The organism is Sutterella wadsworthensis, assembly GCF_003315195.1.
GTDB classification, from domain to species: domain Bacteria; phylum Pseudomonadota; class Gammaproteobacteria; order Burkholderiales; family Burkholderiaceae_F; genus Sutterella; species Sutterella wadsworthensis.
Map to the genome: position 1 here is coordinate 1 of NZ_QNRV01000010.1, position 16,373 is coordinate 16,373.

Consider the following 16,373-nt stretch of genomic DNA (forward strand, 5'->3'; position numbering starts at 1 on the left):
CGTTGCCTCCTCGACTCTGCCGAGTTACTAGTCCTTCCCGCGACCGGGCGGACAGTGGACTTTCACCACACAATCACACGTGCGCTGCCGGGCGCACCATAAATAGGGCAGAGATTGTCCTTGAATAATCTCTGCCCGAATCTTGATATTGTCTTCGAAATAACCTAAACCAGTACCGCACACTCTCTCGGTCTTCCCATTCAGACAAGCTATGATGGACCGAAAACTGATGCCGCCCAAATGAAAATAAAATTGGGCACAATACCTTTTTAAGAGTATAAATATCGACTCTCAATACCTCTGTTGGGAGGAAGACCATTCCACCTGCGAAGGTCTTTTGAAGCCATTAAAACGCTTGTCTAACAGTCGACAGCTATGGAAGTCAATATTCAGCAGACATCTTTATCTTTTATTTCTAAATAAGATGCTTGTTTTATTTAGAAATAAAGCAAAATACCATTTCTTTTTTAATAAAGCATCATACACCAGCCTCGCTTGAATGCAGGCCACTCACAGCGAGCCGGCGATGATCAGTGAGCTGCTGCAGAGATCTATCTTCTCCCCTCATGATGTGCCACAATGAGAGAACCATAACCTGATCTCAACCCTTGAATTTGTACGCAACAGAGGGTCTGACAGTGCCTCATAGAAAAGGTTTGTAAGGCATTAAAGTTCACTCTATGAGCGAATAAATCGCTCTTGCTGACGTATGTGTGGACCTAGAGCGTGATTATTTTTTCATCCTGCATACCCGGCAGTCCATCTGGCCATACTCACCTTCACTCGGTTTCTCCTCATTTCATATCTCTGTTCATATCACATTTCTGTTCGAATGGATATGTGTTTCAGAGGATCAAGTCTGCTTATGATCGAATCGAAATCTAAAATCGCATCTTTAGAGGAAAGTAATGCATATATTCAAAAAATTCTAAATTCAATGAAACTTTTTTTGGATTGTCTGCACTTTCCTATTGCGATTATCAATGTGGAAGGACGGTACGTTTACTATAACGAAGAAAGCGCAGAAATTGACGGATGCTCTCGCGAATTTGCCTTAGGCAATCTTCTGCTGAATGTTTATAAGAAAATGCGCCCAGAAGAAAGCACTATGTTGCAATCGTTACAGACTGGTCGATGCTATTCCTCGCATGAACAAAATTACTTTAATGCGAGAGGAAAACTGCTCAACTACATGCATACAACCACTCCCCTTTTCAATCAAATTGGGCAAACGGTTGGCGCTATAGAAATTGGCTGGGATGTTTCGCAGATTACCAAACTGCAAAATCAGATTCTGCTTCTCACTAAAAAGCTGCAAAGTCGCCAAAATAAACAGATACGACCTGGTGAATCTTCTGTAAAAATCATCACAAGATCGCCTTTGATGCTTAAAATCATTGAGGATGCCCGCATGTTGGCCGCATCCAATGTACCTGTAGTTATTATGGGAGAATCCGGCACAGGCAAAGAGCTTATTGCTCAGCTCATACAGAGTGAGAGCAACCGTAAAAATAATGTTTTTGTAACACTCAACTGCGGCGCACTCACGGAAACATTAATTGATTCCAGTCTTTTTGGAACGATTAAAGGCGCTTTCACCGGCGCAGATAATTCACAAGGTTATTTGGAATTTGCTAATGGCGGCACACTGTTCCTAGATGAATTCAACTCCATGCCGCCATCCATGCAGGTCAAACTTCTTCGATTCCTGCAAAATCGAACTTTCAGTCGCGTCGGCAGCCCCAAACAGCTCACAAGCGATGTCCGAATCATTGTGGCCATGAACGAAAACCCGCTCAGATTGATTGAGAAGGGAACTTTGCGGGCAGATCTTTATTGGCGTCTATGTGTCGGGCAGATTGAGTTGCCTCCGCTGCGAGAACGCCGTGAAGACATACCGCTTTTAGTAGAGTATTTCATTGCAAAATACGCTGCGGATGTGGCGCATCACATCACCGGCGTCACACAAAATGTACTTGACCAGCTAATGGCTAAACCATGGCCAGGCAATATACGGATGCTGGAGAACACCGTTCTGCGTACGATGGTTATGCAGAAAGAAGACGGCCCAATATCAGAAGTATTTTTTGACACATCAGAGTCAGACTTGTCGCAGCTCAATGAAGACTTCCCCAAACAAATATCAGAAGAATTACCAGCCTCATTAAACATCAAGAAAGCAGATAACAACGCAACAGCAGAAGATTTAACCATCGACAAGCCATATAACGAAATGGTCGATGACTTTGAAAGAAAAATACTCTCAACAGCACTGAAGAAAGCAAAAGGGAATGTTTCAGAGGCAAGCAGCCTATTAGGCGTAAATCGCAGTACTCTCAATTATAAATTGAAAAAATTAGGCATTCCTCACGGCTTTATTTCTCGAGTAGAAGTTGAATAACAAAGCAATATCTTAAAATAAACTCCAGCGAAAGAGATGATGTTATTCCCAACATTACATCACCTCTTCGCTGGAGAAACTTCAAATAATTAGTTAGTTTTTATGATTTAGAAAGTATGTGATATGCCGAAATTGAGGACAGTGCGGTCCAGACCAGCCTCCTCCAACGAACCATCAGCATTGGAGTAACTCAATGCACTGTAAAGAGAAGTGCGCCCTGAAAGGTTATAGGTAGCACCTATGCCGGCCACATAGCGGTTCACATCTTCTCCGGCAACCGTTTTCCCGTTCATGTACTGAACACTGGCCATGAGCCATGCTTCACCAAGTGTTTTTCCGACGCCAATCATGTACGAGTCATTTTGATTAACCATGTCCTCACTGCTCACTTCGTACCACCAGCCGCCAAACTGGGAGCCGGCGCCGTAGTTTTTCGCATATTGAGCAGCGCCATAGAGCGTCAAAAAACCAAAATCATAGGAGATGCCGCCGGTGATGAAGTAAGCATCATCCGTCGGGTCAGAGTGCTTCTTCCATTCGCGCTCGAACATCACCTGTGCATGGAGTCCGCCGATGTCATATTGCAGTCCGAGTCCGGTGTAGCGCGTATTTTCATTCCAGTGACTGCTTTCTGTACTGGACTCTGTGTAGCCGATTTGGTTGGAATATTGAGCTGTAAACTTAAAGCCGGCAAATTCCGGTGAAACATAGGTCACAGCATTGTCAAGACGTGAGGTTTCAATCATCGTGGCCTGAATGCCTGCGTCGGTATACCCAGCGCCGAAAGGATCTAAGGCGCAAGCCATGTCATAAGTGCCTGCAGCGCTGCCGATGGATCCCATGCGGCCGATAGCGATCGTACCGAAAGAACCGCGCAGCCCCAATACCGATTCACGCCCAAACATGCGGCCTTCAAAGGTCATTGAACCATCGTCAACGCTGTAGCCTTGTTCGAGCTTGAAAAAGACTTCTGTGCTGCCGGTCAGTTCTTCGCTGCCCTCTAATCCGAAGGCCGGAGAGTAGTTATCGCCGGAAACGAGCTCGAAGGTAGTGTCACCTCCGCGCACATTGGTCATGCGGAAACCCGTATCGACAGTACCGTAGATACGGGTTTCCGCGGCGGAACTAACTGCAGCGGAACCCAGAGCAGCCGCAGCCAGAACGGCACAGACCAAAATTTTGCGAGTGAAGATAGACTGCATGTTTGTCATCCTTGAGAGAACAGAATGAACTTCACCTCAGTTGAGATGAAGATTCAGGACCCGCCTGCCGGCCTGCCGATTGGCAGAAGCAAGCGTGAAGGGACCGATCACCAGCGCAGCGAAGGCGAGCCCTACTGCGGCGCCGATCCAAAAGCCAAGCGCGCCGAGAGAGAAAGGATCTGCAGGAAAAAGCCCTGCAAACCATGAACCCAAAGAAAGCCCAACCCCGCACAGCAGACAGCTGTGCACAAGCATGGGGATGAGCGTGATGCGGTAACCGCGAAGAACGCAGCTGCCGGAGCACTGAATAGCGTCCGCGATGTGATAAGCACTGGCTACGGTGATGAAGCTCACCGCCATTTTTTGCACCGCTTCATCAGACGAGTAGAGCGAAGCGATTTCGCTGCGAAAGATGAAATTGATAATGGAGACTGCAACAGCTAGAAAAAGCGCCATGATCATGACGAGAAAAGCTGCGTAGCGAGCACTTTCCGGTGAACCGGCACCAAGACTTTGAGAAACTAAAACGGTGCCTGCCACCCCGACTGCAAATGGAACAACGTAATAGAGCCATACCAGGTTGGCTACGATCTGATGAGAGGCAAGAGAGACCGCACCGAAACGAGCAATAAAAATCGCCATCAGCGTGTAGGAAGTCATCTCAAAGAAAATCGACAATCCGATAGGCACGCCGATTTTGAGCTGAATGCAGATGCTCTTCATCGATGGCCTGCACCATCGTCTTGATCGCATGGCTCGGTAATAGGGGTCAATACGCCAAATCAGCACATAAGCACCCAACGCAAGCCAAGAAAGCATGCAGGTTGAAAGCCCTGTACCAGCCCCGCCAAATCCCAGCTTATTCATGCAGAACCAATTCACGGGGATCTTCAAAACGACAATCCCGAGCGTCACGAACATGGATGCTGCGGGTCGCGAAACCGCGGCATTGACTGCAATGAAAGTTCGACCGCAAAGAATAGCCGGAAGTGCCAGGCCGGCGAAAAGAAGGTATTGGGAAGCGATCTCTGCGACCAAGCCGGAGGTCTCGGCAACAGCCATCCACATTTTGGTCTGCAGGGTCAGCACCAAGCCGGGAACAGCGAGACCGACAGCCAAATAAAGGCATTGATGAAGTGAGTCACCGACTTCGCGAAATCGTTTAGCGCCGAATGCAAACCCGGAAATTGGCGAAACACCCTGCAGAATGCCTGCCAATGAAATCGAAATCCATGTTGCTACAGCGATGCCAAGCGCAACCCCGGCGAGATCTTCCGCCGAAGTTTGCCCAGCCATGATCGTATCGATCGTGCCGGAGCACACGATGGCTAGGTTTGCTGCGCCTATAGGCGCAGCGAGCTTAAGGATGCTCTTAACGCCGGCACGAAGCTTCGTTCTGGTTGGCATCATCCGAAGGACTTTTATAGAAAAGGAAATAGGAAAGAATCACTAACCCGGTGAGTCCGGCCTCTGCGAGAAACATGGAGAAGCCGTCAGTGCCGAACCAGCCGCTGACGATGATCAGTACATTGGCGGTGATAACGATGACCCCCGTCCATGGATGCCACCGAACGCGATAGGTGCTTTGCAGATAAGGTTCGAGACCGCTGTTGACCAATGCACGGTATTTAAGCTGACAAGCGCAGATGACGATCCAGGCGACGCAGCCCACTTGGGCCGTACTTGCAACCAGGAAAAGAAAGAATCTGCGGGCGTTGATAAATTGCGTGAAGATGCAGACCAGTGACAAAGCTGCGCAGAACCAAATTGCACGGCGCGGAACGCCGTTGACACTCAGTTTTTTAAAGAATGCCGGGGTCATCCCCGACTGCGCCATAGACCAGAACATGCGCGAGCAGGCGAAAATGGCGGAATTGACGGCAGAAAGAGAGGCCGAAAGAATCACCAGCTTCATGAAGTCTTCTGAACCTGGAAGTCCGATTTCGCGGAACACTTCCACAAACGGACCGCTATCGCTGCTTTTAACCCAGCCGCTCGGATTCAGGATGGCGAGCACGGTGACCGCGAGAATGTAAAAGAGGATGATGCGTATACCAATCGTTCGGATGATCTTCGGAAGCGCCTGCTCCGGGTGCGGCGCTTCACTGGCCACATTGCCGACTAATTCCGCCCCCTGAAATGAGTACACCACGATGGCCATGCACTGAAAAATCGGGGCAATGCCGAATGGGAAGAGTTCCCCCTCCACCCGCAGTGTCGGCACCCATTCGGTTGTTGAGGCTTTATCGCTAATGAGCCAAATACCGCAGGCGATAAAGAAAACGATGGCAAAGACTTTGATGCCGGCGAGCCAATATTCAAATTCACCAAATGCGCCCGCAGAGAGCATGTTGACCAATGTGAGTACGGCGAGGTATCCGCCGCAATAAAGCCAGATCGGGATGTTCGGCCACATTTCGTGCGACACGATCCCTGCGGCAACAAGTCCTGCGGCCAGCGCAAAAACCCAACTGAGCCAATACATCCATCCGATGGTGTAGGAAAGCAGAGGGCTGGGGAAAAATTTGTAGGCGTAGTACTGAAAGCTGCCTGAATGAGGAAAGGAAGTTGCAAGTTCTCCGAGACACATCATGGTCCCGAGCATTACAAGCCCTGCGGCAAAGTAAGCAAGGATGGTTCCTAGTGGACCGGCTTGCGTCAGCGGTTCAGCAATGCCGATGAAAAGTCCCGCACCGATTGTGCCGCCCAGACTAATCATGGTGACATGACGCGGCTTAACCGAAGAAGACAATTTGCCGGAAGGCTCGGGAGGCTTCGAACTCATAAGTCAAAAGGGGGCGAGCCGGTCTGCTCGAGAGCCCGCCCTCATAAGCAAGGAGGAAACTCAGGTGGACTCACCGCCTCTGCCGCATCTGCCGCAGAGGGGGTGAGTCATGTTTTCAGCCTGACGGCATCAATTGATGAAGCGCTTTTCCACTCCGTCTGTTGTGCACGCCGCTAACAGCCCTGTGTAGTCGAGTTCGAAAGAAACCTTGTCGCCTACTTTGAGCGGCGTCTTGCAGTCCTCGATGTCGATGATGGTGTGATCGGACGTCTGGCCGAGCACAGTGATCGAATCGTCGCAGGGCACACAGTTTTCACTTGGCACATCCTGACGGCCGAAAGCGAGGAGTGCACGCCGACGAATGCCGCGGTCCTCAAACGTCTTCGTCTGCAGGAATGCGTCAACACCAAGCTCGCCGATCGGTACAGTGGGTTTGGAGTTGAGTTCAATGATTTCGGCCGTCAATGTATAGAGCGGAGAACAGACCTTTTCGACCGGCTTCTGCGAGTGGTGGTACTGGTCGAGGTAGTGCACTTTGACGTATTCAATGCCGTACTCGTGGAGACCGCCGATGCGAAGATGATTGAGTCCCTCTGGCCACTTGCCCTGATCAATCAACACGTAGCTCGTGCAGTTGCCCGCAGAAAGCCGAGGAATCTTGATGCCTGTGTCAGCCTCGACCTTTCTCGCAATGTCTCGGAAATCGCAGCCGTTCTTCACCGTAGGCATCACCGTGCCGTAGCAGTTGAAATTGGTGCCGAGACCATAGAGCTTGAGGTTAGGCAGCTCATTGATGAGCTTTACCGTATCAACAATGTCCTGATAGTGATCGAACATGATCCCTTCCCGGAGGTCGCCCATGTCGACCATGAGAAGAACTTCATGCGTTTTACCCTGACGGACAGCTTCTGCCGAAAGCGCCTTGATAACTGCGACTTCTGAGTTAAGCGAAATATCGGCGTAGCGGATGACGTCTTCAATTTCACTCAGCACAGGACTGCGCAGCAGGCAGGTACGACACCCGAGGGCGTCTTTGAGTTTTTTGAGATTGTAGGTGCGGGACTCAGCAATCACATCAATACCGCCCTCGAGTACGGCACGCGCAGTAGCTACGCAGCCGTTAAAGACTTTATTGACGGCCATGACTTCAATACCGTGTTCACCAAGCTCCTTCTTTTCGACGCGAGCGTTGTCGCGCAATTTAGGAAGGTCAATCGTAAGAATGGGTTTGTACATCCTGAAATCTCCAAATTACTTGTTTGCCGCATTGCGCTTCTGTGCGCGGTGATATGTCCATTCCGCCAGCGCGATAGCGAGCACCGCACCGCCAAGCAGCTTGGCCAGATAGAAGCCGTAGCCGCCCATATCGAGTTCAGCCGGCGGAATGAAGACGAGAACCACAGCAAAGAAGATCGAGCACCAACCAAGAAGAGGCAAAACGATGGGCAGGATCTTTCCGGGGATGCGGAAGGAGCGAGGCACATTCGGCTGGATCTGGCGCAGACGAATGAACGACGGGAACATCACGAGGTAAGGGATGAAGTAGCAGATCGTGGTAAGTGCGGTCAGCATCCAATAAGCCGCTGCCACAGAGGGAGAGATGAAGGTCGAGAGGCAGAGGATGCTCACGATCACGGCCTGAATAATCAAGGCAAAGGCGGGCGTTCCGTACTTCGGATGCAGTTTGGCAACGTTCTCACCCAGAATCTTGTCTTCGCGAGAAGCTTCCTGAAGCATGTAGATCGGCCCCACAAGCCAGGAGTTGACCTGACCAACTGCGCCGAAGAAGAGGCAGACGGCCATCAGCGGAAGGAGCCAAGGGGCACCCAGCGTCTCAGCACCGGACTTCATAGCCTGCATAATGCCGGCCACGATGTCTGTTTTCCCCGCAGGAACCAGCGTATTCACAGCAATCGTGCCGATCATGTAAATGCCGACGATGACAATGGCTGAAAGCGCCATCGCTCGCGGGAAGTCGCGCTGCGGATTCTTTGTGCGGCCAGCAACCATCGGAGCAACTTCAAAGCCGGCGAATGCGAACATCATTGAAGAAAGGAAGACGATCGTGTCCCACTTGGTGAAGTCCGGCATCCAGTTGGCTGCCGTCATGTAGTCCGTCGACATGGGATGACCGGAAATGAGCCAGGCACCGGCAACGAGGATCAGGATGGCGGCCGGAATAAATACACCGAGCCAGGCTGAAACCGAGTTGATGATCTTCGTCCACTGCATGCCTTTAATGTTCATGAAGGTGAGGAACCAGAAGATCACAATGGAGCTCACACCGATGAATGTCGGGTTCTCTGCCAATTCTGGCGAGATGACGTACCCGAGCGCCGTAAAGGCGAATTGCAGCATCAGGGGGAAGAAAAGCACACAGGAAAAGAGGTAGCAGACCACGATGATCCAGCCGACGCGCTTGCCCCAGGCCTCCTTTACCCAAACGAAAATGCCGCCGTCTTTCGGCCAGCCGGTAGAGAGTTCACCGCAGACCATCGCAAGCGGCAGGAATAGGCAAACTGCAGCGAGCAGCCACAGCAGCATTGCGGAGGCCCCGTAGGGCGCTACGTTGGGAATTTGACGAAGTGAGAGAATCGCAATCACATTCATGATCACGATGTCGCGAATCCCCAAGAGCGTGTTGTTTTTGTCTTCAGACATTCGATTCTCCAGTCTGAATATCTGCGATGCAGAACCTGCAGCGCAGGGGTGAGTTGAGGCGGCTGACGACTGAGCAAGAAGTCAGCCGCTTTCTTTGGGAAGGTCCCAAAATGGTTAGTAGATGTCGTACGAAACCATGTCTTCGTAGGTGTCTGCGTGCCGGATGAGACGATCCTTGCCGTCCTTGTCGATCAAGACAACAGCCGTGCGGGCGCGGCAGTTGTAGACCGTCTGACTTTCAATCGAGTACGCGCCTGCATCGAGGAAGACGAAGACATCGTCGATCGTGGTGTCCTTAGGCATCAGGAACTCTTCGCCTTTGACGCCCATGTGGTAATAGTCGCCGCCGTCACAAAGCGGACCGGCGATCTTGACGTAATGATCGTGCGGTTCAGCAATGCGGCTCGCGTTGTAGATGTAGAAGAACCAAGCGTAGTGCTGAGCGTCGGCCATGACGTTGTAACCCGCGTCACAGAACTTCCAATCCACATGACACTGAACATTGCCCTCCAAGTCATAGTTCGTCTTAATCTTTTCGCACTTGATCGTGGAGAGCATTACCGCGGCTGAGGAAGGAATCTTGCGGCCGGGTTCGATGCAGATCTGCTTGTCTTCGCCCCACTTCTGCACCTCACCGATGATGGCGTCGGCAAAGTCCTTCGAATTGATACCCGCATACATGTTGTCGTGAAGCGGGTCGCCATTTTCTTCGTCGTACTTGTAAGGCACCGGGATGCCGCCGCCCACATTAATCAAATCAAACTTAATGCCAAAGAGCTTTTCCAAACGAATGCTTTCATTGACGAGAACTGCGGTGGCCTTGGCAAACGGTTCGCTTTCGGGCACCTGATCGCCGACATGCATGTGCAGACCGCGAACCTGAACATACGGCATCTCCAGAATGCGGCGAACAGCACCTTCGGCCTGCTGCAGATCAATGCCGGACTTCGCGTGGAATGCAGTCACCAGACCAGGATGCGTGGCCGACGGGACATTGGGTTCAACGCGGACACAGACATGCGCCACTTTCTTTTGAGCACGGGAAATCTCATCGATCATGTCGAGCTCATAAAGAGAGTCAACATTGATGAGGTAAAGGTCATGAGCAATGGCGTATTCCAAGTCTTCACGGGTCTTCATAACCCCGTTGAATACGATATCTTCGCCTTTGAAACCGATTTCTACAGCCTTCTTGATTTCATTGAGCGAATTCGTCTCAATGCCGCAGCCTGCATCCTTAAGAATTCGCAGAATAGCCATGACAGAACAGGCCTTGGATGCATAGAAGATCTTGGTGTTCTTATGTCCTTTGAATGCCTCTTCAATTTCAGCGAGATTGCGCAGCAGCTCCTTTTCGGAATAAACATAGACCGGCGAACCATATTTCTTGGCGAGCTCTTCGACATTGACGCCTTCGAAGCAAAGCTTTCCGTTTACCTCGCTAAAGCGCCGATCCTTCGTGATAAGGTTGTAACGAAGGTGCTCAAAGATTTCGGTGGTCTTATCGCTCATGACAGCTCCTGAATGAATGAAAATGAAACCCATATGCGGGGCATTTCAAGTTCATACAACGCAGAAGTGATGCCAATTCGTAATTATTTGTTATATACGGAATATCGCCTTATCAGAGGTGTGGTGAAAATTAATCAGTGACAAAAATTCACCATAGGCAGATGTGTGTAGTGATCAAAATTTGTCAGTTTTGTCCCATGCAAACTGCAGCCGCATCGAGACGTGATTGCTTATAAACACCCTTCTTCCGCGGGTTCTGCACATCCCGCATTGCACCGCAGGCGGCCATTGAAAGCGCTTGAACCGCGCACAGTCATGAGCCACGCCCTACAATCAGAGACTGCAGGCTGCAACAGACCTGTACCGAACACCCTACCGCCCGAAGGCTGCGCACGCTTGAAGCGCTCTTCGGGCGCATGTATTTCTTTTCATCAGCGGAGACCAGCCTCCAAGCCTCTCCGCTCTCCGTCCGGATTGACTAAAGTCCGTTCGAAGCGCCAATGTTCAACTTTCTGAAAAAAATCATGCCCACCTCCGACACGACACCTAACCCTTTGCTCTCGATCACGGATCTGATCGACTACGCTTCCGTGCGTCCCGAACATGTCGTGCCGGCCGTCAAGTCGCTTGCCGCTCAGGTTGAAGCGGCGCTTGAAAAAGCCGATGCGCCGTCCACTCCGGCGTCATGGGAAAACACGGTTGAGCCGCTCGAAAAGGCTGTGCTTGCTTTTGGAAGAGCCTGGGGGGCTGTCGGACATCTGCAGAGCGTTGTAGATACACCGGCGCTCCGCGACGCCTTCAATGAGGCGCTGCCTATCGCCACGGATCTTTTCCTCCGGCTTTCTCAGGATGAAAAGCTCTGCGACAAGTACCGAGAACTCGCCGCTTCGCCTGAGTTCGAAGAGCTTGCCCCGGTGCGCCGCCGCATTGTTGAACGGGAACTGCGAGACTTCCGCTTGTCGGGTGCGTCGCTCCCCAAAGTGCAACGCGAACGCGTGAAAGCGATTGGACAAGAACTCTCGCAGACTTCGCAGAAATTCAGCGAAAACCTGTTGGATGCCACCAACGCCTACGAACTCCTCATTGAAGATGAAAAACGTCTTGCCGGCATTCCGGAGGAAACGCTAGCCCTCTATCGGGCGAGTGCCGAAGCTGCCGGGAAAAAGGGCTTTCGCCTGACGCTGCAGTATCCGTCCTACCTCCCTGCTATGAAGTACTGCGCTGACCGCGGCATTCGCGAAGCGCTATACCGTGCGTTCTCCACACGCGCCTCGGAATTTGACGGCGGCAAATTTGACAACACGCCGCTCATCAAGCGCATTCTCGAACTGCGTGCTGAAGAAGCGTCGCTGCTCGGCTTTAAGAATTACGGTGAATTGTCGCTTGCGACCAAGATGGCCAAGAGCCCTGCGGAAGTACTGGACTTTCTGCGCGATCTTGCCCGCCGCTCTAAACCTCGTGCAGAGGACGACGTCGCTCAGGTCGACGCCTATGCCCGAGACGAACTCGGCATCGACAAAATTGAGCCGTGGGACCGCGCTTATGCTGCAGAAAAGCTTCGCGAGGCCCGCTACAGCTATTCCGACGCGGAAGTGAAGCGCTACTTCACACAGCGTGCGGTCTTCAAGGGACTTTTCGGCCTGGTCGAAAAGCTCTTTGGCATCGAAATCGAAGAAGCTCAGGCTTCCGTCTGGCATCCGGATGTCAAGTATTTTGAAGTGAAACGCAACGGCGAAAAAATCGCCGCCTTCTATGCTGACCTCTATGCCCGAGAAGGCAAGCGCTCCGGCGCCTGGATGGACGGCGAACGTACTCGTCGAATTGAAGACGGCAAGCTCATTACTCCGATCGCTTATCTTGTCACCAACTTTGCGGCCCCGCAGGCAGGCCGTGAAGCCACGATGACGCACGACGAGGTAACGACGCTTTTCCATGAATTCGGCCATACGCTGCACCACATCCTCACCGCTCAAACCGAACCGCAAGTCTCCGGCATCAACGGCGTCGAGTGGGACGCGGTCGAACTGCCCAGCCAATTCCTCGAAAACTTCGCTTGGGAACACGAAATTGTCAAGAGCATCTCCGCTCACGTCGAAACGGGTGAAGAGCTCCCCGACGAACTCTTTGACAAAATGATTGCCGCCAAAAACTATGAGGCCGGTGCATTTTGCGTGCGTCAGGTTGAGTTCGCCCTCTTTGACATGCTGCTCCACTCGGCCTTCAATCCGAAGACGGATTCCGTGCAGGCACTGCTGGAGTCCGTGCGCCGTGAGGTTGCCGTCGTCTTCCCGCCCGCTTGGAACCGCTTCCCGCAGAGCTTCTCGCATATTTTTGCGGGCGGCTACGGTGCGGGTTACTACAGCTACAAATGGGCGGAGGTCCTCTCGGCGGACTGCTTCAGCGCCTTTGAAGAAGAAGGCGTTCTCAACCCCGACACGGGGCGACGCTACTTGAAGGAAATTCTCGAGCGCGGCTCGAGCCGTGACGCGATCGACAATTTCGTTGCTTTCCGCGGCCGTAAGCCTGAACTCGACCCCTTGCTTCGTCTCTCGGGCATCATCGAGTCTCAAAAGCATTAAGCATGCCGCATTCCCGCCCAATGCCATTAGGGATTGGGCGAGGCATCTCGCTGCAGCGGCAACGGCCCTGCCGCCCTGCCTAGTTCGATCACGGAATGAATCCGCATTGCAGACAGCCAAAAGCCGCCGGACACTCTAAAAGGCCGGCGGCTTTTTATTGGGCTGAAGCGGCATTCAGAGCGCATGATCAGCGCAACTGAAAACCGTCATTCCATACCGTTTATGGATGGAAGGCTTTCTTCACGTCAAACGGAAACGCCTGATAGCCTTCTGCGCCGTGAAGAATGATTTCAACCGAAGGCTCTTTGGCAAGCCACTTGAATTCATCAATCACGGGCGACGGGAATTTCGTATAGGAGAAGGTCTTCCAATCGAATTCCGCACCGGCCGTCGCCGAGTAGACCATGATGGAATCCTTGTCGCCGTAGTACTCCGTCAGTGACGTCACCGGGCTGTACCAAGCGTGGCCGCGCTCCTTGCCGTATTCCCACACTTGTTCAACCGTCATCTTCTTCTGGTCGACTTTGTAGACCACCGCTCGAGAGTACTTCATTTCTGGCAGCGCGGGCTGCTCCATACCGCGGGCATCGCCATTGTCAAAGGCCGAGATATAGATCACATCTCCCTTGCTCAGCTCGCTTCTCACCTTCCAGCCCGTATGCTGCGTCCAAGTCCAGTCGAAGTCGCCTTCACACTTGGAACCTTCGCACTTGATGGGCTTGCCGTTCTTGTCAACCGGCTGCAGGAGCTTATCCTGATAAGGCGTCTTCCAGCCTTCGTGCGAGCCGAGAATCCACTTCACCTTCTTGTCGCGGCCGATTTTGATAATCGCTGACTGATGGCGAGAGCTGATGATGATGGAATCATCGGTTTCATCGTAGTCCACAGAGTTGACGTGCGCCCAGTTGCGCCCGGCACCGCTGCCGACAATGTCGCCGAAGTGATCGTTTTGATCCTGCTTGGCAAGTTCTTCAGCCGTCAGGGTCTTGCCCTGCTTGGCCGGGTCGATATTCAGGCACACCGCACCCTGGTCAATCGCTTTGAGCACGTTGTCGCGGTACGGATCGAGAATTTCAAAGAGCCGGAAGTCGTCAACCACATTGCCGTCGCCATCCACCTCAAGGATCACGTCGCGCACGGTGCGCACAATCTTGTTGTCCGGGCGTTTGTATCCGTCGGAAGCTACGCGCAGCAGATAGTGGCCGTTCGATTCAATCTTTTTCGAAGCATGCGAAAAGTCGGCATACCCGGTCGGCAGACGGCGATTAAAGATCTCGCGACCCATGATGTCATACTTAGCGTAGCGCTGACCGTAACCCCAGCTCATTGCGCCGTCAGCTTCCTGACGGAAGCCCATCATCGTGCCGCCGTACCAAATGTTGTCAAAGGAATAAATGGTTTCGGGCAGCATGTACCAGCGAATTTCGCCCGTCGTATCAATGATCGTGTTCTGCGGCGAATAGTTCCACTGCAGCGCGCCGCCCACAGGGTTATTCCAAACGGTCTTGGTACTGCGTGCGTCAAGCTGCCCGAGGTTGTTGACGAAATAGAGACGATCCTTGAATTCCGGATCAACCTTCTTCACTTCCGGATTAAAGAAACCCGTATCGCGGGCGCCGTAGCCGTCTGTTTCAACATAAGCAGGCGCTGTCCAGATTCGGTACGTCTCCTTAATGTGCTTCATCTGATCGCCTTGCCAGCGGTCATACTCCACTTCCACGGTATTACGCCAGTCAGCATAAAGCCCAAAAACCGGAATGCCGCCATAGGTCTTAGCCTGGTTGTCGCCCACTTTGTAGGCGATTTCCTGTCCGTTTTGTTTCGGGACGATGCGCACTGAAACGTTCTTCAGCACATAACCGCCGTTGTAGATGACCGCAGTGAGCGGCGCGATTTTGTAGGGGTTCACGGCGACAGCACCGAGCTGACCAGGCACTTCATACGTATAGCCCGGACCCGAAGGACCAGCACCTGCCTGAACGGCTGGAGCAGCAAGCGCAGCTGCCGCAGCCATCATCAATACGGCGGTCAGCTGATTGAGCTTCTGATGAGCTTTCTGCTTAGACATTGGATCTCTCCTTGATAGCAGTGGTTTGGATTAATTGCTGAGGAAAAATTCTATTTTTCAAGGCTTGACCGCCGCATTGCGGCTTTCCTCAACGCCCGTTTCATCTTTCGCGTCGGGCCGATCGTTTTTCTTGCATCACGGCGTCTTGATCTCCCCTGTATCTCGCCCTACGATCCGTAGCATTCCATCCGCCGCACGAACAGCGCTTTCTCATGCACATCGACAAACTCGCCATTGAAGAACTCCGACTTCTGGTTCTTCTCTACAAAACGCATTCACTCAAAGATTCAGCCGTTCGCCTGAATGTCAGTACGCCCACGGCCAGCCGCATGCTGGCGCGTCTGCGTGCGGCTGTGGAGGATGAACTTTTCATTCGAAGCGCTTCGGCCATGACGCCTACTCATGCCTGCCGACGGCTCTTCCCCCGCGTTGAACGCATTCTTGCGGAAATGGATGCTTTGACTCACGAACCGCAGGTCTTTCGCCCATCACACATCAAACGGATATTCCGTGTGATGCTCCACGAACAGCTCTTTCTCGCGCACTTTGCAGATGTCTTTCGCGAAGTACGGCGGCTTGCACCAGGCGTGAGCATTGTTATTGAAGCAGTGAGTGATGCGGGTCATGAAGCGCTCAAAACCGGCGAGCTCGATGCGATGATCTTTCCCATGACGGACAACGTATCTCCGGACATCAAAGCTCAGTTTTTAGCCACCTGCGACTTCGATATCCTGATGCGAACCAACCACCCATGGCTAACCGAAGTCAATAGAGACGGCACGCCAGACTGGTCGGCGCTTAAGCGCTACGAAAAAATCGAAACAACCATCGACAGCTTCGGTACGCGCGCGCCGGGCGGGCTCGATCATTGGATTTTCAAAGGCAAACTTCCTGAGCAGCACACGGCCCTTTGGTGTCCTTATGTTCAAGCTGCAACTGAACTGCTTCCAGAGAGTGACCTCACCATGGTGGTCTATTCCCCGCTTGCGCGTGAACTCTGTCGTCGCGGCGGACTCACCGCTCTGAGTCTTGCGTCCTTAGGCTGCGGATATCCGCTGGGCTTTCTGCGGCACGGACGGCGTGATGATGATCCCGCCTTAGAATGGCTGCGCGCCGTTTTCGTCTCTTGCTTTAACCAAAAGCATTAAGGCCGCCCTTCCTGTAT

The 16,373-nt window shown here is 52.3% G+C and carries 10 protein-coding genes; 3 read left to right on the forward strand and 7 right to left on the reverse strand.

Features of this window, described 5'->3' with window-relative positions; genetic code table 11:
- Positions 1 to 865 precede the first annotated feature (865 nt).
- Positions 866 to 2,401: a sigma-54 interaction domain-containing protein gene (locus DES29_RS05735; protein ID WP_201638724.1), complete on the forward strand. Its 1,536-nt coding sequence runs from the start codon at positions 866 to 868 to the stop codon at positions 2,399 to 2,401.
- 107 nt (positions 2,402 to 2,508) lie between these two features.
- Here the strand turns inward: DES29_RS05735 and DES29_RS05740 are convergent, their stop codons facing one another.
- The 6 genes from DES29_RS05740 to dokD all read right to left on the reverse strand — a co-directional run bounded on the left by DES29_RS05740 (position 2,509) and on the right by dokD (position 10,561).
- A complete protein-coding gene (locus DES29_RS05740; RefSeq protein WP_016473733.1) occupies positions 2,509 to 3,603 on the reverse strand; it encodes a porin in 1,095 nt (364 codons plus the stop codon).
- 36 nt (positions 3,604 to 3,639) lie between these two features.
- The gene (locus DES29_RS05745; protein ID WP_113854563.1) at positions 3,640 to 5,013 is read right to left on the reverse strand and encodes an MATE family efflux transporter; all 1,374 of its coding nucleotides are present in this window, start codon (positions 5,011 to 5,013) and stop codon (positions 3,640 to 3,642) included.
- Positions 4,976 to 6,388 (reverse strand): amino acid permease, encoded by a 1,413-nt coding sequence (locus tag DES29_RS05750; RefSeq protein WP_165649161.1) that lies wholly within the window; start codon positions 6,386 to 6,388, stop codon positions 4,976 to 4,978. The genes DES29_RS05745 and DES29_RS05750 overlap by 38 nt, the downstream gene beginning before the upstream one ends.
- 129 nt (positions 6,389 to 6,517) lie before the next feature.
- Positions 6,518 to 7,624, reverse strand: a complete 1,107-nt coding sequence (locus DES29_RS05755; RefSeq protein ID WP_016473730.1) for an alanine/ornithine racemase family PLP-dependent enzyme — start codon at positions 7,622 to 7,624, stop codon at positions 6,518 to 6,520.
- Between the two features lie 15 nt (positions 7,625 to 7,639).
- Positions 7,640 to 9,049 carry an APC family permease gene (locus DES29_RS05760; protein WP_016473729.1) on the reverse strand — a complete coding sequence of 470 codons (1,410 nt, stop codon included), beginning with the start codon at positions 9,047 to 9,049 and terminating at the stop codon, positions 7,640 to 7,642.
- 114 nt (positions 9,050 to 9,163) lie between these two features.
- The gene (gene dokD, locus DES29_RS05765; RefSeq protein WP_016473728.1) at positions 9,164 to 10,561 is read right to left on the reverse strand and encodes an ornithine/lysine decarboxylase DokD; all 1,398 of its coding nucleotides are present in this window, start codon (positions 10,559 to 10,561) and stop codon (positions 9,164 to 9,166) included.
- A gap of 500 nt (positions 10,562 to 11,061) precedes the next feature.
- On the opposite strand from dokD, the gene DES29_RS05770 reads away from it, so the two are divergent.
- Positions 11,062 to 13,140 (forward strand): M3 family metallopeptidase, encoded by a 2,079-nt coding sequence (locus tag DES29_RS05770; protein WP_021994901.1) that lies wholly within the window; start codon positions 11,062 to 11,064, stop codon positions 13,138 to 13,140.
- A 220-nt stretch (positions 13,141 to 13,360) separates the two neighbouring features.
- Here the strand turns inward: DES29_RS05770 and DES29_RS05775 are convergent, their stop codons facing one another.
- Entirely contained in the window at positions 13,361 to 15,208 is a 1,848-nt protein-coding gene (locus DES29_RS05775) for an aryl-sulfate sulfotransferase (protein ID WP_016473726.1), read from the reverse strand.
- Positions 15,209 to 15,420: 212 nt separating this feature from the next.
- Between DES29_RS05775 and DES29_RS05780 the strand changes: the two genes are divergently transcribed.
- Positions 15,421 to 16,356, forward strand: a complete 936-nt coding sequence (locus DES29_RS05780; RefSeq protein ID WP_005431733.1) for a LysR family transcriptional regulator — start codon at positions 15,421 to 15,423, stop codon at positions 16,354 to 16,356.
- Positions 16,357 to 16,373: the final 17 nt, after the last annotated feature.